This window comes from Noviherbaspirillum sp. L7-7A, assembly GCF_019052805.1.
GTDB lineage: Bacteria > Pseudomonadota > Gammaproteobacteria > Burkholderiales > Burkholderiaceae_D > Noviherbaspirillum_A.
In genome coordinates, this window is sequence record NZ_JAHQRJ010000002.1 from 618,143 (window position 1) to 641,528 (window position 23,386).

The following is a 23,386-nucleotide window of genomic DNA, read 5'->3' on the forward strand; positions in this document are numbered from 1 at the left end:
AGGTAGTAAAACAGATGCGAATAGGCGGTTTATATTAAGCGTTCCCGGCGCGGTTTGCAGGATTCATCTCGCTTCCGCATCGATCATCGAGCCCTCTCCTTCATTGGCAAGCCCATGACTGCTACCGATCTGCCTGCCGTAGTCGCCTATCAGTTCGCTGTGATACAGCAGTCGCGCGGCCAGCCTGGCATTGGCCTGACGTTGCATTTGCTGCTGAAAGATGCATCCGGCGAGTCGACCTTTTTTCTCCAACTGGAACCGTCATCGGTCTGGAAGGTGCGCGATGCTTGCGCAGGTCTGGCGGCAAGGCATGCGGATCAATACCAAACCTTCCTGGCGAAAAGACGCGCCTCCCACCAGCTGAATTATGGCGACAAGTTCTTGAAAACCCTGCCGGCTAAGGATGCTTATGGTCTTTTCTACCGGCGGCAGAACGAGTTGCCTGTTCCCGTCACGTTCCGCACGATACTGCACGAGGAAAACACCGGCATTCTTGTCGAAGCGGTGCCAGCAGCCCAAGGCCTTCTTCTGCGGTTTTCACTGATGTCGTCCACTTACTTTGCTTGTCTGCTCCCCGATGACCTGGCATTTTTGCTGGCAGACAGTATCGATGAAGCGATATGGGCTGCGGAGTGGGAACGTGGCGGCGTGGCAGACGCCGCCGGCCATTGATGAGCCTTCAGCGACGGCGCACGGATTGTCAAGGTGAGTAATTCTGTGAACTTGAACGATGTTAGTCTCTCAGGAGACGACGTGACCGCCACTCTGCTTCTCCCGGGCGGGCTTTTCTCCAGCATATCCTTAAAGGTGAGTGTTTTTGTGAAGGACTAGCTGCTGAGATGGCATTTGGCCATGTCTCATCCAGCTAATGCGTCCTTCTGTCTATCCAAAGGTGAGAAGTTTTGTGTTCTTTATTCATCTCAGGACGCTTCCTGCCATCAAAGGTGAGAAATTTTGTGAAGAAGCTCAGCATTCGCCATACCTGACCTCCTCATAGACTGCGAAAGGTGAGTAACTTTGTGAACCTGCAGGCTTGAATTCCCCCGATACCCGCAGTCTTCTGCCTTCAAACGTTCCTATGGTGAGAAATTTTGTGAAGTCTTAGAAAATGAACGAGGCATGAAAGGCAGGATTTCAAAGGTGAGCAAATCTGTGAAGTGCGCTAGCGCCCTCAGTATTCGCCAAGAAAAAATATTTAATAGAAACAAAGCCTTGGGTGAATTTTTACTGTATTTTTAAAAAGGTGAGAACTTGTGTGAAGTGAAAATCATGTGAAAACGCAACGATCAGATGGACTGTGAGGTGAGATATGTTGTGAACCTGATCATCGTTACCGCGCAACGGTGAGTGTTTTTGTGAACATAGCACTTGACTGTGGGGCACCATTGCCTGCTGGATCCAAACCACAGGTAGCGGTAGAACAGTTTGACTGCCATGTGGCGTTCAGGTGAGAAGTTTTGTGAAGATATCGCACGAGCGTGCTCCGGCAGCTGCTTCTTGATAGCCATATCAAATAAAGGTGAGAAGTTATGTGAACGCCTTCCCCTGTTTTTGAGGTCGGTCGCTTCGTTCAATGAAAATATCTTTTCCTGGAAACCATTTTTCTCTGACCAGTGCAGTAATTTTGGAAAGCGATTGTTCAATCTGCATCGAGCAGCGCCTGTACGGCATTGAAACAGGCGGATTCGCTAATAAAAGAATGATTGGTGTGCCTAGACGTGGAGGTGAACAAGCCAAATCCATCACATTGAGAGTTATTAGCAGTAAACCCTTGTAAACCTTAACTACCTTAAGGATACCCGCAAGCCCTTGCCAGATAAGGCTCTCCTGCGATTATGGTGAGTATTGCTGTGAACATCGGTGAGCATTGCTGTGAACTCTCGTGAGAGCCGAAGTGAAGAGCAGCGAACTATGGTGAGTGGCTCTGTGAACACAGGTGAGTGGACAAGTGAAGCGCTTTGTTTTTGGGTGAGAGAGTTTGTGAAGCCGTATTTTTCGGGCTTATGGTGATTGCACAACGAAGTCCGTTCACCGGTGAAAAAATATTTGCCCAACTTTCACCTTATAGGCATGATGGCAATCTCCGCGTTCTGTCCAGCATCCGTATGGCCACATCCAAAAAGCCTAAAAAGGCACCGAACTCGACTGCGCTTGCCGTATTGAGCCCCGAGCAACCGGAGTTGCTTGCATCCGAATTCAGGAAAGCCAACGACGCGATCGGTTTCCGTGTTGTGGAAGGCAAGTTCTCGCTGCTGTCGCGTCGTATTTATAACGCCTTTATCTTCCGCGCCCAGGAAGTTGGCAAGACCGGTGTCGATGCGCCGGCCGATGTCCCGGGTTTCGAGGAATACTACTGGATACGCATGGCTGATCTCTGTGCCAACACGGAGTACACCAGCCGAGACTATGAGTTTTTCAAGGAGCATGCAGAGGCGCTGCAGAACATCAAGGTGGAAGCGACTTCCGACAAGATGTGGGCAAGCGAGCGCCTGCTGGCAGGTCTGACCATCTTCAATACCTCGGGATTGCGCAACAAGGGTGGCACCGTGTTCATCGGCTTTGCTTTTCCGCCTCAGGTGAAGGAAAAGGTGCTCAAACCCGATACCTATACCAAGCTCAGTCTCTACTATCAGGCTGTATTGCGCAGTGCGCACAGCCTTGCCTTGTATGAAGTGTGCCGCCGCTATGCAACCAGCCCTTCCCACCTGACCAACCGCGACAGCTGGCAGGAGTGGTATCACGTCCTGTCAGGAAATTCGATCAAGGACGTAGTGCTTCCCGAATACAAGTACTTCAAGCGCGACATGATCGTGAAGGCACTGTCCGAGATTAACAGCGTGACCGACATCGACGTCGAACTGATCGAAACCAAGCGAGGCCGCAAGGTGGAGGAAATACAGTTCCGGGTGCAGTTAAAGGCGCAGGCCTCACTGCTGGAACCAGGTGCCGCTATCGTCATCGATTCATCCGTAATCGAACGCATGCTACGTCTGGGGGTCAGCGAGGCCGACGCGAAGGAATACTATTCCAACTACGAAGAAAAATTGCTGCTGGCTACCATTGATTTTGTCGAGAAGCGCATCAAGAAAGGGCCGAATGTCGATGCACCGGCTGGATATTTCCGAACCGCATTGCAAAAGGGTTTTGCCACCGTGGCCCCTGTTGCGCAGCCGTTAAGCAAAAACAAACCTGCGTCCAAGCCCAGAAAGGGATATCGCGAACGGTTCATCGCAGCGCGCAATCAGGAAGCACTGCGCTATTACGGCGAACTGTCCGCGCAAGAACAGACCAGCCTGTTCAACGAGTTTTCCGTCCAAGTCGATCGCAGCATCAAGCCCCACCTGAAAAAGGGTCTGAATTCTCCTATGGTCAGCGCTGCATTTGCTGACTGGCTTGCGACTCGCACTTGGGGAGAAGTGACAGATGCTGCAGTGCTGGATTTCGCTGAACTGGATGGCTGAGGCATTCGCGACACAGCGTCTGCGCTCCGCCGTGGCGTAGCGATCATTCGCATCAGCGCCGATTGTTCTTTCAAATTACGTTGGCAGCGTCTGGCTGTCACCTTCACCAGGCTTCAGGACGAAGTACTTTTCTTGTCCTCTTCCGTCCCCTCTACTTGTAGTGCCGATGCCAAGCCCGGTTGGGATGCCGGTGTTTCGGCCAAAGTTTTCTTGACCGCGCTAATGATGTCTGCCCTGAGGTTTTCCGGGGCGTTGGAGAGGTCAATCTTAAGCCGGCCGTCTTCAAATTCGCGAATGGAACCCAGCCGGACGTTTCCCCATTGCAGCGGATAGGCGCGCGACCGCTCGCGGGTAAGCGGCTCCTGCGTTTTGCGATCGCGCAGGCGCTCGAGGTCCCTGACGGATAACTTCTCGTCGATGACCTGCTCCGCCACGGATTCAAGCGCTGCCTCGTCGACCAGTTTTGACAGCTGGCGCAGTTCCTGCGCAATACGGATACCGAAACTGGCCGGCCGGGTCTTAATAATGTTGAGCACGCCAGCAGGCAGGTCAAGCAATGCAAGGGTTTTCGACACCGTGCCTTGCTTAATGTTCAGATGCTCGGCGATATGGTCCTGACTACGATAAGTACCGTCGTCAAGCATGGTTCTCCAAGACAACGCATTGTCCAATATGGTCTGGTCGTTCCGTTCCTCATTAAGCAAGAGCGACAGCCGATAAGCTTCAAGGTCCGACAACGGCTCGACGATGGAGGCCAGCAACGAGGAACGCCCTAGGCTTTGCAGTGCCCGCTTTCGGTAGCGACCTTCTATCAACAGATAGCTGCCTGGTTCCGCGGGATCAGGCATGACGACCGCAGGCACACGTTGACCATCCCGCGCGATGCTTGTTGCCATCTCATCAATGCGCGCCGGATCGTACACCTGACGCGCATTGCGTGGATGGTCCTTTACGTTTGCAATGGGTATTGCGCGCACTACATAGCTATCGGACGGCGCAGTGTCTGTCTCGGAGGAAGTCGCTCTACTTGGCAGTGCGTGTTCGACGGCAGTCACTTGTGACGCGTCCATCGCCGTCTGCTCCGGCCTTTGTTGCTTGAGTCGGCTCATGGCCACGACCAGATCAGCATTGTCGAATTTGTCTCGGGCCTGGTTACTTTGATCGGCGACACTGGTGTTTAACCGATCGTACAGCCCCTTTCTCTTACTCATTTTTTGCTCCTTGCCTTCGGCGCTTGCAAGTTCAGCCCCAGCATTACTTCGTCAAATAAAGCTTCTATTTCTTTTATGGCCGCTTTGGCACTGCTACCAAAATAATGCACTGAATCGCCCGTCAGCATGGCTTCCACATACGCCGTACGTTGATGAAGGCGGGTTTGGAAAAGCGGCGCATTATCGCGCATCGTTGCCATGCTACTCAGCGAATGCTTGGACATGGCAAGGTTAGCGATCACATTTGACCCGAGCAGGCGTACCTTCAGGTCAGGATTCATTGTGCTTGCACGTTCAGCCAGTTCAAGAAGGTCGGTCGATGCCCAGAGGTCTCCAGGTTTGGGAACAATCGGAACAATGGCAAGATCCGCAATCATCAGCATCACCTGCGGAATCGGCGAATCCACCGAAGGCGGACAGTCAACGATGATCAGGTCGTAATCGTCGACATACTGCTTCACTTCCTGGGCAATCTTGGCTTCAGCCATCGCTAGGCCCATTACGCGAATTTTGTGCTGTTGACCCTCCTCGGCCTGGGCGACCCACTTTGTCGCTGTGCCCTGTTTGTCGGCATCGATCAGCAAAGTCTTGAAATGCCTGCGCACTGCTGTACCGGCAAGGTGAACAGCTGCATTGGTTTTGCCTGCGCCGCCCTTTTGATTCGTGATGATGATAATTTTAGCCGGCATGACCATCCCAGTAATTAGTAAGCATCTCTTATACTAAATGTAATGCAGCAATTCAACTATTAATTTTTATGAGCTAACTTCTGCAATGAATACGGTATGCACGACAGGGCCAGGCCGAAATATGCGTTTATTCCCCGGGGAATAGTCTTACCTGAAATGGTGATGCCCGTTAGTTTTCACGATACAGGCAAACAAACGATCTCGGCTCACGTGCCTTCAGCTTGCAGCCGACTCCACACCTGGCTACCGAGTTTGCACGAACAGTTGCACCTAACGGAAGCGCAGCGTCTACTGAAGATCAGGTCCTAGTCAATCTGACACCTTGAATATGCTTGAAAAAACCTGGTGGTAATCAGGGCACAAACCACTTTCGACCTAACTTCAACGCCAGATTGTTGGAAAGCCAGTATGAAGAAGCGTACTGCAGATTCACTTTTCAGCTATACAAAAACCCGACCGAGTCCTTTACAACCCGTTTTGTTTTTTTTACCCGCCTAGCGGTCACCCAAGAATACTTGCTAACAGTGGAACAGCTTTAGATCATATCTCCTAAAACGCTCGCCAAACAGACTCATAATTTGTCTAGGGTTGGCTGCGTCGGCGGCTTTCAATCTGCTAATTTATCGTTAAAATTTTTCCTTCGGCTCTTGAGCTTCCGACATCTTGGCGCAGAATCCGGGGAGTAATGTCACTTGAATTGTCGGCACCGTTGTATGAATTTTCGGATTGCACGCACGTAAGACCGTAATTCTTTAGCCGCCAAGGGAAGCTAGGGACAACACTCCATTCAATATTCCCCGGGGAATATTTGTACGAAGGCTACCACGAGACACATTCTTGCTTCCCCCGGCCTCATAAATCCTTTTGCGCTGACGGTTACCCAAGGCTGCTCAATCCACCGTGCGCTTCCGTATGCGTTCCATTGTTCCACGCGTACAGCGTTGTCCGCGGGGAAAATTCTGAAACCTTTCATCCCAACAAGATTTAGCCAAGCGAAATCAGCCGGTACGCGAGAAGGAGTCCGCTGAGACTTGCCGAAGACGGGAAGCAAGCTCGATATTGCTTGCACCGATATGGTCGGCCACCGTGTCAAAATAGTCTTTGACAATTCTGTATATTCTCGAGCCCGACAAACCATTCACCCTAAGGCCCGATCCGGCATCTTTTGTTATCGCCGTTACCAGCGGCGTAGATAATGGGACGCTGTTCAGTTCCGGGAGGCCGTGATGCTGATAATTCATGAGCAGCGCGTCCCGCAGTTCATGGCTGACCAAAATCTTTTCACTCATTGCGTCACCAAGATTCAGTGTCAAGCACCAGTGTTTTCCATCCCAAATGATACTATCTCGCCGCATCGCAGCCAGTCGCTGCAGCCTGCAGCCAGTTTCCTTCAACAATAAAAGAATAACCTTCACCCGATATAACGACGCTGATACCGGCTGGTTGTGCAGATAGGTCCATGCTGCTGTCCATTCGTCCTGCAGCACCGGCTTGCGCCGACGTTTCCCCGCAACCTGATCTGAAGTTCTTTCCCCCGACATCCTTAATTCCGCAAACGGGTCGGTCCGCAAATAACCCACGCTGTGCAAAAATCGCATCAGACTCTTTAACAACGATATCGCCGTCCGCTGCGATGACGCCGACAGCGGACCTTCGAACGGACGCCACCGGACCGACTGTCGGTCTATGCCGCGTGGCCCAAGCCAGCTTTCCTGCGCTAGCTGGCGTCCCTGCATCCATGCTTGCGGCGACTGTCTGCCTAACTGGTTTAGAAAATGCAGATACGACTGCAACTCAGGCGCATGAGCCGAGCTGAGCGGTTTTTTGGCTTCCAGGACGCACCACAGCAGGAACCGCTCAGCTTCTTTCCTGCAGGCCCGTGCAGTATGGCTACCCGGCTTCATTTTCAGCAACCAGGCTTCAACAGCTTCAATGTCATTCGTCGCGGGGATCGTTGCCTTAGTGCTGCGATTGGTGCCTGTCAAACCATTCAGGGAAAGCGGTAGGGCCAGCCGTTCCAATGGCAGGATATCCAGTCCCTTTACCAAGCATTCCATTTGTCCGCCTTGTATCTGGCGGGGTGGGGTCGTACCGCGCACAGAAAGCGTTATCCCTAACGCTTCCCGCGTGGTGGGAAGAAGCAGCCAACTGGTTATATGGCGTGCCGCCTTGACGCCTATTCTAGGTACCTTGCGATACCAGTGGAAGCCGTGCGCTTCGATCGCCACATGCAACTCGCCTAAAGTCGTGATGTGCGCTTTGATCAGATAGTTTGCCAGTCGGGAATCAATCCATGCCGATACCGGATCATCCAGACCGGGCTCTAATCTAGCGTGACTTTCGATGCGTTGCAGTAGCGCTTCCTGTCGGCGTCTTAACCGAAGATTGCGCTGCGCAAGCCGGTCACCCTTGCCGGCACGGCCGGGGTATTCCGACTCGAACAACTCAAGCAGCTCACCTTCAGAATACATGTGATACGGATCGCGCTCTTCCTGGAATTCGGCAAGTGTCGGTAGCGTGCCGTGATCACCTCGCGATGCTGGCTGGAAAGGCCTCAGACGTAGCAGGCGTGCTGATGACCGCTGGCCACAGCGTTCTGCCTCAATCACGAGTTGTTCCGTAATCCAGCCGAGCAGCGCTTTCCCAGACGAGCCGGCAAGGGCCCTATGCGACAGAACCGGTTCACCGCCCGGATAGCGCGCAGCCAGCAAGCGCAAATCCAGGCCATCCAAATAGCCGCGATAGAAGGCAAAGTGCTGACGCGTCAAACGTATCAGCACACTGCCGCGGCTGCTCCACCCAGCAGGCATTGCAACTCCTAAGATATTGAAAATAAAAGCAAACATTCCAGCTCGGCAGTTATTTCCCGAGCTGGAATGTTTGTTTGCACGAAATTATGCATGATAAATCGCTATATTGATAACGTCTATCCAGGAAATTGATGCAACCATGAACAGCACGAAAACTGTTCAGGACTGCGAATCTTAATCCGCCGAAAACGGCGTATTCCCAAGAAGCAGAAATTTTCCATATTGCATGGAGGAGGATGGGTATGGCGGATTCTTATAAACGGGACTTGAGGTGATTACGATCACCGAACGAATCGCACACCAAGACAATAATGCTGCCTTCATGACTGACGGCGCATTCCATTGCATGCGCGTCAGCTCCTAAACCTTCGCATCGAATAACGACAGGAAGGTTTTTGCCCATCAGCTTCCCCTGCTCCCTACAAATAGGAGAACTCAAAATTTCAAGAATTATCCCTGCCTTTACCGGCGTTCGCGGCTTCGCCTCTGTCTGGGTCGTTTTGTTTCACCTGAGCCAGAGCTTCAAAGGCTTGTTTGGGCTTCATGAGTCAGCACCTTTCGTCGTGACCGGATTTCTTGGCGTGGACCTGTTTTTCATCCTGAGCGGCGCAGTGCTCTACCATGTTCATTCGTCAGATTTCGTTCAATACAGCGTCAAGGCACATCTGCAATTCCTTCGACTGCGATTGGCCAGAGTCTACCCGCTGCATCTGTTTTGCCTGCTCGCGTTCGCCTTCATCATCTTGATCCTTCCCGGATTTATTCATACTTACCGTCAGGGCGGCTTTTCGTCCTTTAATTTTCTTTCTACGTTGCTGATGATCAACAACTGGGGGTTTTCCACGTCTTCCATGTGGAACGTACCTTCATGGTCGCTCAGTGCAGAATGGCTGGGCTACCTGGCATTTCCCTTCATCGTACTGGCAATCGATAAGCAGGTTCGCGACGGGTGGGAAATGCCTCTGGCGTTTTCTCTCCTCGCTTTCCTGGTTCTTGCGACAATCATGCTCGGCGCTAAAGATATGGGGCAAGCAGGCAAGTTCGGCATCTTGCGGATGGGCTGCGAATTTACTGCTGGTTGCATTTTTTGCAAGGCAGCAAAAAAGAGTCTTGCGCCGGGCACGGCGACCACGATGGTTGGCTTAATTATCACAATATGCTGTGCATACAGCCTTGATCTGCACTGGGGCGCAGTATTCGGGCTGGGTCTGCTGGTCTACTCACTGTGCAAGGAAGGGCCAGTCGCTCAAGCAATTTTCGGCAATCCACTAGCCCTATGGTTAGGAAACATCTCATTTTCACTTTACCTGTCTCACTGGCCGCTGATACAGATTTACCAGTGGATAGTGCCGCGCTCCCCAGTAGATGAAGCTTTTCTTGCCAGCGTGCTTATTGCAGGAATAATCGCTGTGGCAGCCTTGCTATATCGTTTTGTGGAAGTGCCATCACGGCGATACCTGCGGATGAAGATTCAGGGCCGCTAACGTGGAAATTTTACAAATTGAATTAGGATCCTCTCGCCTCTGCTTTTCCCTGGCCGGTCAGGTAGTGGCGACGCTTTTTAAAGCTCTTCGAGGTTTCATGCGTGACTGACGGCTCAGGCTCCGGCAGATGGCAGGATTACGCAAAGGCTGCCAGAGCTGTGCGCGGTTAAGCGCTTCACATGCCCAATGGTGAGCCAACCGTAATTTGGACATCCGGCCCCATGACCTTGGACGGCTGCAAGGCTGCCTCAGCAATGATTTTTATATTGTCCTGACGCAGACCTTCCATCTGGCATGCTGCCGTCCTCCATGTAATCCGCCAGCCAGAAAGGCCAGAATCGCCGTTTCTACAAGCCTACCAGTCTGACATTCCGATCAGCACAAGCGACTGCCACGCTAGCGGGGTGCTGTGTTTCAGGCCCATTTTCAGGCGCCAAGCGGTGGCGCTACATCTCTATCCTTCATGGCCGTAAACCTGCAGCCATGGCGAAACACCCCAACAATCAATGCCGTTCATTCCTTCTCAATGCCGGCCTTGCGTATGATCTCGCCCCATTTCTGCGACTCCGCAGTCTGGAATTTCGCAAGTTCATCGGGAGTCGTGACAAAGACCTCCGTACCGCTCGAGGCATAAAACGCGCTGCCCGCGGCCGGGCTCTTTGCAGCACGCGACAACAATTCATTCAGCTTGGTGACAACCGGCTGCGGTGTTCTGGCCGGCGCATAAGCAGCGAACCAATACCCGATGTCATAACCTTTTACGCCCGCTTCCTCGATGGTGGGAATTTCCGGTGCCAGAGGCGACCTGGTTTTAGCGGAATAACCCAACGGCCGCAGCTTGCCGCTTCGGATATGCGGCATGCCGGTCGCGGTGTCGGTGATCATCATCTGGATCTGGCCGCCCAGCAGGTCAGTCACGGCGAAGGTATTGCTCTTGTAAGGCACATGCAGCAGTTCCACGCCCGCCAGTTGCTGGAACAGTTCGCCCGCGATCCGGCTCGACGAGCTGCCGCTACCGAAGGTGATCTTGCCCGGGCTCTTTTTCGCCATGGCGATGAACTCCTTCACGCTGGTCGCCGGAAAATCCGTGTTGACCACCATCATCTGTCCACCTTTGCCGAGTGCCGTGATCGGGGCAAAATCCTTGACTGGGTCATACGGCAGTTTCTTAAACAGGTGCTCAGCCGCGGCATGCGTGGTGTTGGTTGTGATGAACACGGTATAGCCGTCCGGCGCTGCGCGCGCCGCCTCGGTGGCGCCGATAAATCCGTTGGCGCCTGGCTTGTTGTCAACGATGACTTGCTGTTTGGTTTCGACGCTGACGGCCTGGCCGATTGCGCGTGCGAGCTGATCGGTCGCGGTACCGGCGGCAAAGGGAACGACGAAGCGGATCGGCTTCTCCGGAAACGTGCCCTGTGCATGGGCGCCGACCGCTGTTAGCAGGCAACTGGCGGACAGGATGAAGCGCTGAAGGGTGGTGATGGTCATGTCTTGTCTCCTCTTTGTGTAAGGGTGGTAGCCTGGACGGGCAACCTTATTTGGCAGTGTCTGCCGGATTGGGGTGGACGCGTCTTCCCGCTTCCGGAATCTCTAGCGTGAGCAGCGCTGAACTCAGGGTCTTGCCATGGGCGTCCAGGGCCAGTGAGCGGGTGACGCCGCCGGCCAGCGCATCCTGCAGAACAAAGTTCATCGCACCCAGGCCGGGCAGGGTGTAGCGTTGCACTTCGCCATGGACCAGGGCACGCAGATGCTGTCGCACCCGGTCGGCAGTGAGCCAGCACTCCAACAGTGGATAATCCGCCGGGTCGTAGGCAATCACCGAGATATTGGAAATATTGCCCTTGTCCCCAGCCCGTGCATGGGCAATCTCGCGCAGCAGCATCTCAGCTTTCCTCCATATGAACGGTCGCGGCCACGGCCTCGCGTGGCAGCAGGGTAGACAGTACCGCGACCACGTCGCGTGCCGACTTGGTTGCGCCGCCGCCCGCTGCCGGACCGCAGGTGTACAGGCTTTCCACTTCATTGGCGATGCGCACTGCCTCCCGCATGCAGTCAGTGCGGCCGGCAACCCGGATGCGCACTTCATACGGCTCGGCCGGCGTCACGCCGGGCTGGTCACCATGCATGGCATTCACACCCAGCAACTCATAGCGCGTTTCGCTGGCCTGCACGCCGGTCAGCTTCAGGCGTTCCTCGACGATGGCCAGCGCCAGCTTTGCCCGTGCCAGCGCGCCCGGGCCGGCATATGACATCTGCCCTTCGCCGATATAGCTGTCGACATAGCCGACCGATACCTTCAGCGTCGGCGGGCGGGGACGGCCGGTCGCGCCGCTGATCCTTACCTGGTCGATGCCAATCTCTTCCATGCTCACGTTAGAAAAATCGGCAACCACATCCGGCGTCAGATAGGCGGCCGGGTCATGGATCTCGTACAGCATCTGTTCCTTGCAGGTTGCCGCGCTGACGCGGCCGCCGCTGCCTGCCACCTTGCTGATGACGACATTTCCATCCTCGTCGACTTCGCCGATTGGAAAGCCCAGGCGCGCCAGTCCGGGCACATCCTTGTAGCCGGGGTCAGCGAAATAGCCGCCGGTGATCTGGCCCGCGCATTCCAGCAGATGCCCGACCAGCGTGCCTTGACCCAGCCGCTGCCAGTCGTCCATGGCCCAGCCAAATTCATGAACCAGCGGCGCCAACACCAGCGCCGGGTCGGCGGCGCGGCCGGTGATGACGATGTCGGCGCCTTGTGCCAGCGCATCCACCAGCGGCTGCGCGCCCAGGTAGGCATTGGCAGACAGCAGCCGCTCTCCCAGCCGATCCAGCGGCAGGCCGCCATCATCCAGGTAACTGCCGCGGCGCAGGACGTTGGTGACGTCGTCACCCAGCACCGCCGCGACCCGGATGCCCGGCAAATTCAACGACCGGGCAATCTCGCGAATGCGCGCGGCGCCCGCCAGCGGATTGGCCGCGCCCATATTGGTGATGATGCGTATGCCTTTGGCAGCGCACAGCGGAAGCACGGCCCGCATGCGCTCTTCCAGCAGCGGATCGTAGCCAGCTTCCGGATCAGCCAGTCTGGCGCGTTGCGCCAGCGCGATCGTGCGTTCTGCAAGGCATTCAAAGACCAAGTAGTCGATGTCGCCCTTCTCCGCCAGTTCAACGGCGGGCTCGATGCGGTCTCCCGAGTAACCGGCACCGCCGCCTATCCTGATGCGTTTCATCTCGCTCCCGAACCGCGCCAGCGAATCTGCCGGCGACTGTATTAAACATGGCGTCGATTGTGGCGTCTATGCCTGATTCAGTAAAATGGAAAGATACGATCAATTCATCGTATTTCGATATCAATCCATGAACGCCACTATTTCCACCCGCCTGCTGCAGGCATTCATCGCGCTGGATGAACTGAAGCATTTCACGCGTGCGGCCGAGCGTTGCCATACCTCGCAATCGGCATTCAGCGTGATGATCCAAAAGCTTGAAGCGGCGGTTGGCGCCAAACTGTTCGAGCGCAGCACGCGCAAGGTAACGCTGACGCCGGAAGGCGAGCTGTTCGCCCAGGTGGCGCGCAACCTAATCCAGGAAATCGATGCCGCTTTCGATGACATGGCCGAGTATGTGGCGCGCCGTCGCGGACGGGTCTCCATCGCCGCGCTGCCATCACTGGCCGCCAAGGGACTGCCTGCCGTGATTGCGCAGTACAGGGCGCTTTACCCGGGCGTCACGGTCACCCTGCAGGACACTTTGTCCGATCAATGCCTGGCCCTGCTGCGGCAGGGCAGGGTGGACCTGGTGCTGACCGCGCCCGGCGCCAGCTTTGCCGAATTCGAGACCAGCATGCTGTGCAGCGACCCCTTCTACCTGGTCTGTCGGGCCGACCATGCGCTGGCGAAAAAGCGCAAGGTCAGGGTGGCCGATCTTGCCGGGCATCCCATCATCCACCTGGCCAAGTCGTCCAGCGTGCGCCAGCATGTCAACCTGCTGCTGCGCGGCGTCGATACCGCGCATGCGGGATTCGAGGTCGAGCACCTGGCCACCGTGGCAGGCCTAGTTGAACAGGGGCTGGGTATTAGCCTAGTGCCGGAGCTGACCCTGTTCCAGTTCAGGCAGATGGGACTGGTGGCGATTCCGCTGGAGGCGGGCGATCCGATGCGGCCCATCCTGATCGTGAAGCGGCGCGACCAGGCCTTGTCGCTGGCGGCGCAGGCGATGCTGGCCCTAATCGAGAAACATATCCGGCCTGCCAGTTCGCTTCGACGTCAGGAGTTGACCTGAAACTGTTGCATCACAGGGTGTTACTGGAGATTTGTCATTTCGACGAGCGAATTGCCTGCGTGAACTTTCTGGCACGCAGGCAATCTAAATTGTTCTACATCCAACAAACAAGCCTTCGGCCAGGCCAGAATAATCACAATGCCGAATCCACTCCGCCACATCCTTTTCCTGCCAGCCCGTGAAGCCGCCAGCACGATGCTGCCCTGGCGCATCGCCAGGCTCGCATGGTACGCCATCGTTCTGCTGACTGTGCCCGCGAAGTCCCATGCCGGCCAGGACAGGCTGATCATGGGCGGTGAAGGCCTGGCGGCCGAACTTCCCTCGCTGCCTGGCGAGGCGCGCGCCGCGCAGGCCGATGCGCTCTACGTGGCGCCCGAAAGCATTGCCCTGCGCGACGGCGCTGCCGACGGCATGGTGGGCATGCGGCTGGATAACTACCGTGATGATCTGCCTTCGCTTTCCCTGGAAAAGGGCTGGCTGGTATCGAACAACCTCGCCATGGGCGGCGCCTATACCATGCGCAGCAAGGCATCCGAGCTAGTGCTCAACGCGGTTTATGCGACGCGTCCCGATGCACGCATCCTGCTGTCGGTGTCGCAGCTGCGCGCCGCCGACGCCGCCTATGCCCAGAACGGCGATGCCAGGACCGTGCTCCAGACCAGTTACTTGTCCAGTTTCCGAAAGCAATGGGGCAAGAGCAGGATGCTGCCCGAAGCCGGCATGGCGGTCTTCGTTTCACGCACGGCCGGCGCGGATCGCCGCAGCACCACGTCGGACGGGCTGGAAATGGGCACGCTGGCCGGCGCCATGCTGAGAGTGGCCGCCCGGCCCATGCTTCGCACCCGGGTGGAGCTGAGCTACCAGGCGCAAAGCACGGTCTATGACAATCCGCTGACAGCATATGCACGAGACAGGCAGGCGTCGGGCAGCCTGGATTATTCCCATACCTTCAATGACTGCAGCCGGCTGCACGGCCGCTATACCGGCGGCCACGGCTTGAGCAAGACCGATCTGGCTTACGAGAAGGGCGCATTCCGCCTGGGCTTCCTGCAAGTCCGGGGTGCCGAGTACAGCGACAACCGGGTCCAGCTGCGCTACTCGCTGCCACTGGGCCGCGTGCGCCACATTGAATCCGTTTGCGATGGTTCGCCAGCGGCGCCATCGGCTTTCCGCACGATGGTGGATGCCGCAACCACGCGCTCTCCCTACCTGCCCAGTACGCCAGTCACCAGAACCTTGTCGGCAACGGAAGTGCCCGGCTAGGCAGACAGCTGTTCGGCGCGTTCGCGCAGGCAGGACACCAGCATCGCAATCGCCGGCCGCTGCAGCGTCGAACGCCGTACCAGCACGCCGACCTCGCGCAGCAGCGCACGACCCGGCAAGGGGAAGTGGCTGACGCTGCCATCGCTGCTTGCCTGGATCAGGTCGCCCGGCACCACTGCCCAGCCCAGGCCTTCACGCACCATCTGCAGGATGACCGCCGGCTCGTCTAGCTCCATGCCTTCCGTGACCCAGATCCGGTGCGCTCTCAGGAACTGGTCCACCAGCTGGCCGCCATGGGAATGGCGGTTGTAACGGATGAAAGGCAGGCGTGCCGGCAGGGTTTTTAGGTCGCCCGACACGCCAGGCGGCGCAATGCCGATGTAGCGCTCGCGCATCACCGTCAGCCATTTCAGGTCGGCCGGTATGCCCAACCGTGGACGGATCATCACCGCCAGGTCGAGCTCTTGCGTATCCACCTGTGACAACAGCTGCACCGACATGCCGGGAACGATATTGATATGGACTGCCGGATGATGCCTGCGAAACTGCTGCAGCGCCTTCGGCAGCAGCGTGGCCTGTGCGGTCGATATGGCGCCGACCTCCAGCCGCGTCGGCTCGGCAATCCCGCCCGGCTGTCCGCGCATGCCTTCGTAGAGTGCCAGCATGCGGGCCGCGTCGGCCATGATGCGGCGCCCTTCCGGCCCCAGCTTCACCGACTTGCCGGTGCGTTCGAACAGCTTGCAGCCAAGGTCTTCCTCCAGCTTGCGCATCTGCAGGCTGACGGCGGACTGGGTCAGGCCAAGACGCTCGCCGGCGGCCGAGAAGGAGGCAGTTTCAGCGGCAATCAGGAAAGTGCGCAGGTAACGCAGCATGGGGCACTCATCGGCATGGTGGGGACGAGCATGAGAATAACGCATGCTCAGCCTTGGCAAGACTCATTTCTGTTTCCCGCGCTGCCTTTATATAATCGTCTTCACTTCGGAACGCTCTGCGAGCCAACCCGCCAACCATAAAGGATCATCATGCAAGCTACACCGCTGTTTCATCTTGCCTTCCCCGTACACGACCTCGCCGCGGCGCGCGGCTTTTACGGCGAGCTGCTGGGCTGTCCGGAAGGCCGCAGCTCGGACGCCTGGATCGACTTCAACTTCTATGGCCACCAGGTGGTAGCGCACCTGGCGCCTGAGGAAACCGGCGCCAGCGCGCGCAATGCGGTCGATGGCGACGACGTACCGGTGCGCCATTTCGGCGCCATCCTGTCCATGGACCAGTGGCAGTCGCTGGCCGACCGATTGAAGGCTGCCGGCATACGCTTCATCATCGAGCCGCATATCCGCTTTAAGGGCCAGACTGGCGAGCAGGCCACCATGTTCTTTCTGGACCCGTCGGGCAATGCGTTGGAATTCAAGGCGTTTGGCGACATCAGCCAGGTGTTCGCCAAATAAGCCTGTCCCTATCAACGACACAATGACGAAATAACGAAGGAGCAGCCATGCCCGTGTTTAATGAATCCGCCAAGGGCGTCTATCTGATTACCGTCACACCGTTCTCAGATAACGGCACGCTCGACCTCGACAGCACCGACCGCATGGTCGACTTCTGTCTGGACAGCGGCGTCGACGGCTTGACCATACTCGGCATCATGGGCGAAGCCACCAAGCTGACCGCCGAGGAGTCACGGGTATTCGCCAGAAGGGTGCTGGACCGGGTCCGCGGCCGCGTGCCGGTCATCGTTGGCGCATCGGCGCCCGGCTTTGCGCCCATGGGCGAGCTGGCAAAAAGCGTGATGGACATGGGGGCGGCCGGCGTGATGGTAGCGCCAGCTTCGACCCTGCGTACCGATGACCAGATCATTGCCTACTTCGACATGGTGACCGAAACCCTGGGCGACCAGGTGCCCTGGGTATTGCAGGATCATCCGGTTTCGACTGGCGTGCAGATGGCCACGCCGGTGGTGTTGCGCATCATGCGGAATTCGCCAAGCTGCGTGATGCTCAAGCATGAGGACAGTCCAGGCCTGGCCAAGCTGAGCGCCATCCGCGCCGCCAGCGACCGCGGCGATGTGCGTCGCCTGTCCATCCTGGCCGGCAATGGCGGCGGCCTGTTCCTGCCGGAAGAGCTGAGCCGCGGCGCGGATGGCGCCATGACCGGCTTTGCCTACCCGGAAATGATGGTGGAGGTTTGCCGCGCCCACACCGCCGGCGATGTCGAGCGGGCGCATGACATTTTTGATGCCTACCTGCCGCTGGCGCGCTATGAGCAGCAGACTGGCGTCGGGTTAGCTGTTCGCAAGCACATCCTGGCGCAGCGCGGCGTGATCGCCTCGTCGGCGGTGCGCAAGCCCGGGCCGAAATTATCCGCCCAGGACATCGCAGACATTGAACTGCTCACCCGTCGCCAGGAAAATCGCCTGCGCGAAATTCAGTAAGCCTACAGGATGAACATGACACCAGAACAGATAGCCGCCGCTTTCCGCCAGGCCAGGCAGGCAGCCACCGCGCTTGACGTCTATCCCGCCGGCGAACCGCCGACCAGCCTGGAGAGTGCCTATGCGATCCAGGAAATCGCGGTCGGGGCCTGGGATGACCAGGTCGCCGGATGGAAGGTGGCCGCGGTGCAGCCAGCCTTCCGCGAGAAATACCCCGCCGAGCGCCTTGCCGGACCGGTGTTCTCGCGCAGCGTCCGTCAGGGCGGAGGAACCGCTGCCCAGGTGCCGGTGATCGAGAACGGTTATGCGGCGGTGGAGGCGGAGTTCGCGGTCCGGATAGGAAAGGCCGTGCCGCCGCTGCCGGCTGACGCCGATCCGGCCAGCCTGCTGCCTTATGTGGAAGGCGTGTACGCCGCATTCGAGATCGCCGCCAGTCCGCTGGCCAGCTTGAGCGCACTGGGGCCGGGCGCGGTGATCAGCGATTTCGGCAACAACAGCGGGCTGGTGCTCGGCCCACGCCTGCCTGTGACTGTGCTCACAGAGCCGTCATCCGCAACGGCCGTCACCGAGATCAATGGCATCAAGGTCGGCGAGGGCGGCGCCGCCAAGGTGCCGGGCGGCCCGCTGGCAGCGGTGCTGTTCCTGGCCCGGCATCTGGCCACGCGCGGACGCAGCCTGAAGGAAGGCGACTGGGTGTCGACCGGGGCCAGCACCGGCATTCATTCAGTCCGGCCCGGTGACACGGCCCGCGCCGTGTTCAACCACGAGCATGCCGTGTCGGCCGTGATCGTCAAGGCGGGCAGCTAAGAGGCCGGGCGGTAGAAGGACAGTCGGCTCCAAGGCACGAGGAGAAGGGCGCGGTTTGGCATCACCGCCTTTACCGCCGCCGGTCCTTGAACTCTGGGCTCGGCACGGCCCAACCAGATGCTGGCATCCACCTTGCCCGCCAGTTCGGGGAAATGGGCCATGTCGAATACCGGCTTCATGCCTGCCTTACGCTGCCGTTGATAGTTGCGGGTCAGCTTGGCCACGGTTCCCGACAGCAGCACAATGGCAATCATGTTGACCGTTGCCGTCAGGCCCATCGACGCAGCGGCCGCGTTGAACGCCGTGGTCACGCTTTCAGCGCACCCCATACGACCATGGCCAGCACGCCGAACCGCAACAGCGTAATGCCGACGCGGCCGCCGGCACGGAGGAAGGTCATCGCATTTTCGGCATAGCTGTAATTGCCGATGATGGAAGTAAAGGCAAAGAAAAAATCGCGACCGCGACGAAATCCTCGCCGGCGGCGCCGATATGCATGCGCATTGCCGCTTGGGTCAGCGGCGTGCCGGTCAGGCCCGAGCCGGGCGCCAGCGTGCCCGAGAGCAGGATCAGGAAGGCAGTGGCGCTGCAGATCATCATCGTGTCGATGAACACGCCCAGCGCCTGCATCAGGCCCTGCGAGGAAGGATGATGCGAGTCTGGCGTGGCAACCGCGGCGATGTTGGGCGCCGTGCCCATGCCGGCCTCGTTGGAAAACAGGCCACGCTTGACGCCGTTGAGCATGGCGCCCGCCACGCCGCCGGCAGCGGCATCCAGCCCAAAGGCGCTGCCGATGATCAGGTCAAACACGCGGGGCACTTCCGTGATGTTGACGATGATCACGTACAGCGTCACCAGCAGATAGGCCAGTGCCATGAAGGGCACCACCACCTACGATACCTACGAGACCCGCGCCACCTGGCGGATGCTGCCAAAGATCACGAAGCCGGTGGCCAGCGCCAAGCCGATGCCCACCCATAGGCGTGAAAAGCCGAAAGCGCCTTCCATCGATTTGGCAATGGAATTGGCCTGCACCGCGTTGAACACCAGGCCAAAGGCCAGGATAAGGCATACCGAAAACATCGCGCCGGCCCAAGGCGCCTTCAGTCCACGGGCCATGTAGCAAGCCAGTTTTATTCCCCGGTGAAGGTCCGGCGTTGCGAACCGAGTAGACTCAGTAGCGCAAAGCATGAAATTGTTCGTTCTTTAGCCATTGCACCGCTGCCGCACTGCGTAAAACGCTGGCAGGCATCATGCCAAATCGGGTATCGGGCAACCCGACATTACGCAACTGTCCAATGTGGGTTCGGAATGGCGGGAAAGCGCTTGTGAATGAGGGCAGTCGAAATAAATAGCGCTGCCCGTGCCACAGTCAGCGGCAGGATGGCCGGCGCTAGGTCAGGTGCATCGCGCCGATGTAGGGCAGACGCGGGATGGCAGGCCTGCGGCTCTCTGCGTTGTCATTGGCAGGTTCATCGCGCGACAACGGCCGGGGTTCGCCGGCCGTCGTGGTGAGGAGATCAAGAGATCAGGGGACAGGATCTCCTATGGTTGCTACGAAAGGCAGCATGCATGGTCAGGAAGGAGGAAGTGGCGCCTTCATTGCTGGTGCCGTGATGTGTTGCATTGCCTGCTACTTGAGCAAACCCGCATTCTTCGCATCTTCCATATACTGCTTGCTGCGCTTGGCGAGGAAGTCGGGCATCTCTTCCAGGCCAACGTCAACCAGGTCATAGCCGCCGTCCACCAGTTTCTTGCGGCTTTCGGGGTCACGGTTGAGCTCGCCCATCATGTTCGACACCTGTTGCTGCACTTCGCGCGGCGTGCCCTTGGGCACGGCAATGCCCCGGTAAGCGCCGTCCACCCAGTTCAAACCCAGTTCCTTGAAGGTCGGCACATCGGGGAAAGCCGGATGGCGCTTTTCCGACGCTACCGCAAGCAGCCGCATATTGCCTTTCTGCTGCACAGCCATAGGCAAATAGGTCATCGCCGCGTTCACATGGCCGCCCATCACCGAGGCGATCAGGTCGCCGGTACCCTTGAACGGCACATAGGTGGTCTTGATGCCGGCCAGCTTGTTGAGCCGTTCATGTGCCATGTGGTTGGCCGACATGCTGCCCGAGCCCGCGAAGCTCACCATGCCCGGCTTGTCCTTGGCTGCCTTGATCAGATCCTCATAAGATTTGATCGGGCTGGTAGCCGGCACCACGATGGCGTCCGGCGTGAAATGGTAGAAGTAGACCGGTGTGATGTCCTCAGTTTTATAACTAACTGAACCCTCCAGCGGCTGCAGCACGATATGTGGCAGGTTCACGCCGGCAATCGTATAACCGTCAGCCGGCAGGCTGTTGAGTTGTGCCCACACCAGGCCGCCGCCTGCGCCGGGGCGATTCACCACGACCATGGACTGCTTGTACTTGCTTCTAAATACCTCAGATTGCAGCCGCGCCACGTAATCGGACTCACCACCCGCAGTGAACGGAATGATGTACTGGACCTGTTTCTCGGGATAGGCAGCATGGGCATTAAAGCTCATGAGCAGCGCGGTCAGTCCTGCGCCAGCAAATTTGGCAAGTTTCATGATTGTCTCCGTAATGGTTGTAAGCGCCAGGCCGCCTTGGCCGTATCGTCGGCCTGTTATCAGCGGTGCGCCTCGCAATTGTACGTCGCCAGGCGGGGCATGCATTGTCGTTTTTGCCATTTAACCAAACTTGTAGGAACGGCCCACATGTCTGCGGCTCAGGTTTGCATCTGCCTTGTATAAGCCGCTGCGAATAGATACTTGCCAGGGCTGGTGCCAATCCTAGGACTCCGTGATCAGGCAAGCACACTGCGGTGTAACCTTGCTTCAGTCCGGCCACGGGCTGGCTTGGCCGGCAGCAAGCCGAATCTGCTCATTCATAGCCAGAACATGGGATAGCAGCACCGCGACCAACAGAAACAGGGCAGGATCAATTGCGGCGTCCACTGGCACCCGGTACAATTGCGCCAGCAAGGCTGCATCCCGCACGAGGCGTGGACCGCCGGCATGCAGCGTCTCAGATAGCAGAGCCTCAGTCGCTGGCCCCACCGCCTTTAACACCACTGTGGATAACTGCTCGGTTGATTCCTCATAAGACAGGCCAACCACGCGCGGCAAGGAAGGATTCGACATCTTAGGCCACCAGCCTGAAGTTGCCACCTGCCACCACGCGTTCCATGGCACTGCGCACTACCGGATCATCGCCAGAACCAGGCGCAATGCCGTAGCGCACGCTCTCCACCACCCAGCCCAATGCTGTCTAGGCTCCTCCGAGCAGACCATGACGGCTGCCAAAGTTTCAACAACCCCAGCCGATGCCGCCAACAGATCAATGTTGATATGGCGATTAACCACCCGCGCAGTCAGATCGATCTCACCCAGGCTGTCGAGGTCGAGAGCAATTCGAAACGTGCGCTGTTTCAGCTCAGGCTCCAATTCCGCCTGGTCGGATTCGTCGAAAAGTGCCATCTTGAATTCAACCAGCCTCCCGTCGATACACAGCGGAATGCTCATCATTCTCTGTGTCATTGCGCCCGAAGGTTGGACGTTCAGCAAATGTTTGGGTAGCGCCGCCTACCACGACGCAGGCCGTCGACCAGATCCGTCGTTCTGATCCTGCGTCGCATCGCTGGCTGGCTCGCCAAGTAGCGTCTCCTTGTTAGCAACAAGTTCATGTTCCACGGCCTGAGCCAGCAGTGAAGCATCAGTACAGTATCGACACGCTGCGCCAAAAGAGGCGAAGCCGCCACAGGCAAATGCCACGCCTGCCATGAGCGTTTGCTAACCACGGTCTAGCAACGGCGCCCCGTCAAGGCGTTGGCCAGCGCCTGTATTGCAGCCGGATGTTCTCGGGGGCCGATGTGATGCGCCATGAGTGCGCTAAGAATGGTTTGCAGCGCGCCATGAGTGCTGGAAAATTCTGCAAGAGAGCGCCATGGCGCCGGGTCCATGGCATCTGCATGCTGATAATAAAGCCGCAATGCTTCGGGGTCATTTGCCCGCGTGCGCCAAGCCGGCACGGTTGCCTCAGCCGTTTCCTGTTGCAACGGACTTTACGACCCCGGCAATCATTTTTTCGAGAACGACCTGTTCTCCGAGCGCCACCACCCGACCGCGCAGTACGTCGCCTTGTTGAAGAGGTACCGCACTGTCGACAACCCGCTCCTGGCCAATGAATTCCATCAGGTAGCGCCCGCCCGGAAACGTACGCGTCACGGGCCTTCAAACGTGCTGCGCTATCACTATCTCTGCGATATTGAACTTTGTGAAATCGCGCAGATGATGGAAGTCAGCCCGGGACGGGTGTCGCAGTTTCATCGTCAGGCTCTGCATGCGCTGCATGCGCTTTATCAGGCAGACAGTCGACTGAATATTTCAGCCTGAGCATCTTGCGGCTCGCTGTGCAGTGGTGAGAACTTATGTGAACATCGCCATGCCCCGTCGCCATCCAGTTGCAGCAGCAGGGCAGGTAGCGCTATCTGACGAGGCGTTTGCAGCAATGGCCCGGCAGGCCAATGCGGTGCCAGGCGGCACGCTGCGTCCTGAATGCCAGCGCCATGCTTCACAGGCCTTGCCGGTGTTGTTTACAAGTCGAAGATGCACCTAGAGTGCGGCGTGACCAGATCCAGGTATTCAGGCTGGCGCCGGATCTGCTCGGCAAAGAATCCGCATACCGGGACGACATGCCATTGCTGCCTGCGGAAATGGGCCAGCGCCTGGCGCGCCATTTCCGATCCATTGCCTTTGCCTTCATAGGCGGGGTCGACTTCGGTATGGGTCACGATGACTACCCGGCCGAACAGATAGTATTCGACATAGGCAACGGTGCTGCCAGCCGACTCCAGCGTCAGTCGTTGCGCCGCATTCTGTTCGCCCTCCCTTGCTTCGATTCCTGTCATTGCCGTCATTTGTCTCTCTTCAACCGCGCCGCCGGAAATTA

General features: G+C 57.7%; 22 protein-coding genes and 1 pseudogene. 9 read left to right on the top strand and 14 right to left on the bottom strand.

What is annotated here, in order from left to right; genetic code table 11:
• The first annotated feature begins 114 nt into the window (after positions 1-114).
• Positions 115-672, top strand: coding sequence for a hypothetical protein (locus KTQ42_RS21155; protein ID WP_217347562.1), 558 nt, complete (start codon positions 115-117; stop codon positions 670-672).
• 1,331 nt (positions 673-2,003) lie between these two features.
• Complete coding sequence (locus KTQ42_RS21160; protein WP_217347563.1) at positions 2,004-3,461, top strand: replication initiation protein; 1,458 nt, start codon at positions 2,004-2,006, stop codon at positions 3,459-3,461.
• Between the two features lie 113 nt (positions 3,462-3,574).
• Here KTQ42_RS21160 and KTQ42_RS21165 read toward each other — a convergent pair whose 3' ends face one another.
• From KTQ42_RS21165 to KTQ42_RS21175, 3 genes are all read right to left on the bottom strand, one after another.
• Positions 3,575-4,672, bottom strand: coding sequence for a ParB/RepB/Spo0J family partition protein (locus tag KTQ42_RS21165; RefSeq protein ID WP_217347564.1), 1,098 nt, complete (start codon positions 4,670-4,672; stop codon positions 3,575-3,577).
• Entirely contained in the window at positions 4,669-5,361 is a 693-nt protein-coding gene (locus tag KTQ42_RS21170; RefSeq protein ID WP_217347565.1) for an AAA family ATPase, read from the bottom strand. The genes KTQ42_RS21165 and KTQ42_RS21170 overlap by 4 nt, the downstream gene beginning before the upstream one ends.
• Positions 5,362-6,359: 998 nt before the next feature.
• Positions 6,360-8,207 (bottom strand): phage integrase family protein, encoded by a 1,848-nt coding sequence (locus KTQ42_RS21175; protein WP_217347566.1) that lies wholly within the window; start codon positions 8,205-8,207, stop codon positions 6,360-6,362.
• Positions 8,208-8,566: 359 nt separating this feature from the next.
• On the opposite strand from KTQ42_RS21175, the gene KTQ42_RS21180 reads away from it, so the two are divergent.
• Entirely contained in the window at positions 8,567-9,655 is a 1,089-nt protein-coding gene (locus KTQ42_RS21180; RefSeq protein WP_217347567.1) for an acyltransferase, read from the top strand.
• A gap of 513 nt (positions 9,656-10,168) precedes the next feature.
• Here the strand turns inward: KTQ42_RS21180 and KTQ42_RS21185 are convergent.
• From KTQ42_RS21185 to KTQ42_RS21195, 3 genes are read right to left on the bottom strand one after another with little or no spacing between them, the layout of a single operon-like run.
• Positions 10,169-11,143 carry a tripartite tricarboxylate transporter substrate binding protein gene (locus tag KTQ42_RS21185; RefSeq protein ID WP_217347568.1) on the bottom strand — a complete coding sequence of 325 codons (975 nt, stop codon included), beginning with the start codon at positions 11,141-11,143 and terminating at the stop codon, positions 10,169-10,171.
• Positions 11,144-11,189: 46 nt separating this feature from the next.
• A complete protein-coding gene (locus KTQ42_RS21190; RefSeq protein ID WP_217347569.1) occupies positions 11,190-11,537 on the bottom strand; it encodes a hypothetical protein in 348 nt (115 codons plus the stop codon).
• 1 nt (position 11,538) lies between these two features.
• Positions 11,539-12,876, bottom strand: a complete 1,338-nt coding sequence (locus KTQ42_RS21195) for an acyclic terpene utilization AtuA family protein (protein WP_217347570.1) — start codon at positions 12,874-12,876, stop codon at positions 11,539-11,541.
• 127 nt (positions 12,877-13,003) lie between these two features.
• On the opposite strand from KTQ42_RS21195, the gene KTQ42_RS21200 reads away from it, so the two are divergent.
• Positions 13,004-13,927, top strand: coding sequence for a LysR family transcriptional regulator (locus tag KTQ42_RS21200; protein ID WP_217347571.1), 924 nt, complete (start codon positions 13,004-13,006; stop codon positions 13,925-13,927).
• Positions 13,928-14,065: 138 nt separating this feature from the next.
• Positions 14,066-15,190, top strand: a complete 1,125-nt coding sequence (locus KTQ42_RS21205; protein ID WP_217347572.1) for a hypothetical protein — start codon at positions 14,066-14,068, stop codon at positions 15,188-15,190.
• Here KTQ42_RS21205 and KTQ42_RS21210 read toward each other — a convergent pair.
• Positions 15,187-16,062 carry a LysR family transcriptional regulator gene (locus KTQ42_RS21210; RefSeq protein WP_217347573.1) on the bottom strand — a complete coding sequence of 292 codons (876 nt, stop codon included), beginning with the start codon at positions 16,060-16,062 and terminating at the stop codon, positions 15,187-15,189. The two genes, KTQ42_RS21205 and KTQ42_RS21210, sit on opposite strands and share 4 nt — an antisense overlap.
• Before the next feature lie 150 nt (positions 16,063-16,212).
• Here KTQ42_RS21210 and KTQ42_RS21215 point away from each other — a divergent pair, with 150 nt between their 5' ends.
• The 3 genes from KTQ42_RS21215 to KTQ42_RS21225 are packed head-to-tail and all read left to right on the top strand — an operon-like array spanning position 16,213 to position 18,425.
• Positions 16,213-16,635, top strand: coding sequence for a VOC family protein (locus KTQ42_RS21215; protein WP_217347574.1), 423 nt, complete (start codon positions 16,213-16,215; stop codon positions 16,633-16,635).
• A gap of 47 nt (positions 16,636-16,682) precedes the next feature.
• Positions 16,683-17,618, top strand: coding sequence for a dihydrodipicolinate synthase family protein (locus tag KTQ42_RS21220; protein WP_217347575.1), 936 nt, complete (start codon positions 16,683-16,685; stop codon positions 17,616-17,618).
• A 15-nt stretch (positions 17,619-17,633) separates the two neighbouring features.
• The gene (locus tag KTQ42_RS21225) at positions 17,634-18,425 is read left to right on the top strand and encodes a fumarylacetoacetate hydrolase family protein (protein ID WP_217347576.1); all 792 of its coding nucleotides are present in this window, start codon (positions 17,634-17,636) and stop codon (positions 18,423-18,425) included.
• On the opposite strand, the gene KTQ42_RS24280 is transcribed toward KTQ42_RS21225, so the two are convergent.
• From KTQ42_RS24280 to KTQ42_RS21255, 6 genes and pseudogenes are all read right to left on the bottom strand, one after another.
• Positions 18,422-18,736 (bottom strand): alanine:cation symporter family protein, encoded by a 315-nt coding sequence (locus KTQ42_RS24280; RefSeq protein WP_217347577.1) that lies wholly within the window; start codon positions 18,734-18,736, stop codon positions 18,422-18,424. The two genes, KTQ42_RS21225 and KTQ42_RS24280, sit on opposite strands and share 4 nt — an antisense overlap.
• Positions 18,733-18,825, bottom strand: coding sequence for a hypothetical protein (locus KTQ42_RS24285; RefSeq protein ID WP_283093313.1), 93 nt, complete (start codon positions 18,823-18,825; stop codon positions 18,733-18,735). Before KTQ42_RS24285 ends, KTQ42_RS24280 begins: the two co-directional genes overlap by 4 nt.
• Positions 18,822-19,616 (bottom strand): annotated as a pseudogene (locus KTQ42_RS24290) (alanine:cation symporter family protein). Before KTQ42_RS24290 ends, KTQ42_RS24285 begins: the two are co-directional and overlap by 4 nt.
• Positions 19,617-20,058: 442 nt before the next feature.
• Positions 20,059-21,006, bottom strand: coding sequence for a tripartite tricarboxylate transporter substrate binding protein (locus tag KTQ42_RS21245; RefSeq protein WP_217347580.1), 948 nt, complete (start codon positions 21,004-21,006; stop codon positions 20,059-20,061).
• A gap of 267 nt (positions 21,007-21,273) precedes the next feature.
• The gene (locus tag KTQ42_RS21250; protein WP_217347581.1) at positions 21,274-21,579 is read right to left on the bottom strand and encodes a hypothetical protein; all 306 of its coding nucleotides are present in this window, start codon (positions 21,577-21,579) and stop codon (positions 21,274-21,276) included.
• A 57-nt stretch (positions 21,580-21,636) separates the two neighbouring features.
• Positions 21,637-21,963 carry a flagellar hook-length control protein FliK gene (locus KTQ42_RS21255; RefSeq protein WP_217347582.1) on the bottom strand — a complete coding sequence of 109 codons (327 nt, stop codon included), beginning with the start codon at positions 21,961-21,963 and terminating at the stop codon, positions 21,637-21,639.
• Between the two features lie 486 nt (positions 21,964-22,449).
• Here KTQ42_RS21255 and KTQ42_RS24295 point away from each other — a divergent pair, with 486 nt between their 5' ends.
• Positions 22,450-22,830, top strand: coding sequence for a sigma factor-like helix-turn-helix DNA-binding protein (locus tag KTQ42_RS24295; RefSeq protein WP_217347583.1), 381 nt, complete (start codon positions 22,450-22,452; stop codon positions 22,828-22,830).
• Positions 22,831-23,030: 200 nt separating this feature from the next.
• On the opposite strand, the gene KTQ42_RS21265 is transcribed toward KTQ42_RS24295, so the two are convergent.
• Positions 23,031-23,354 carry a GNAT family N-acetyltransferase gene (locus KTQ42_RS21265; RefSeq protein WP_217347584.1) on the bottom strand — a complete coding sequence of 108 codons (324 nt, stop codon included), beginning with the start codon at positions 23,352-23,354 and terminating at the stop codon, positions 23,031-23,033.
• Positions 23,355-23,386 lie beyond the last annotated feature (32 nt).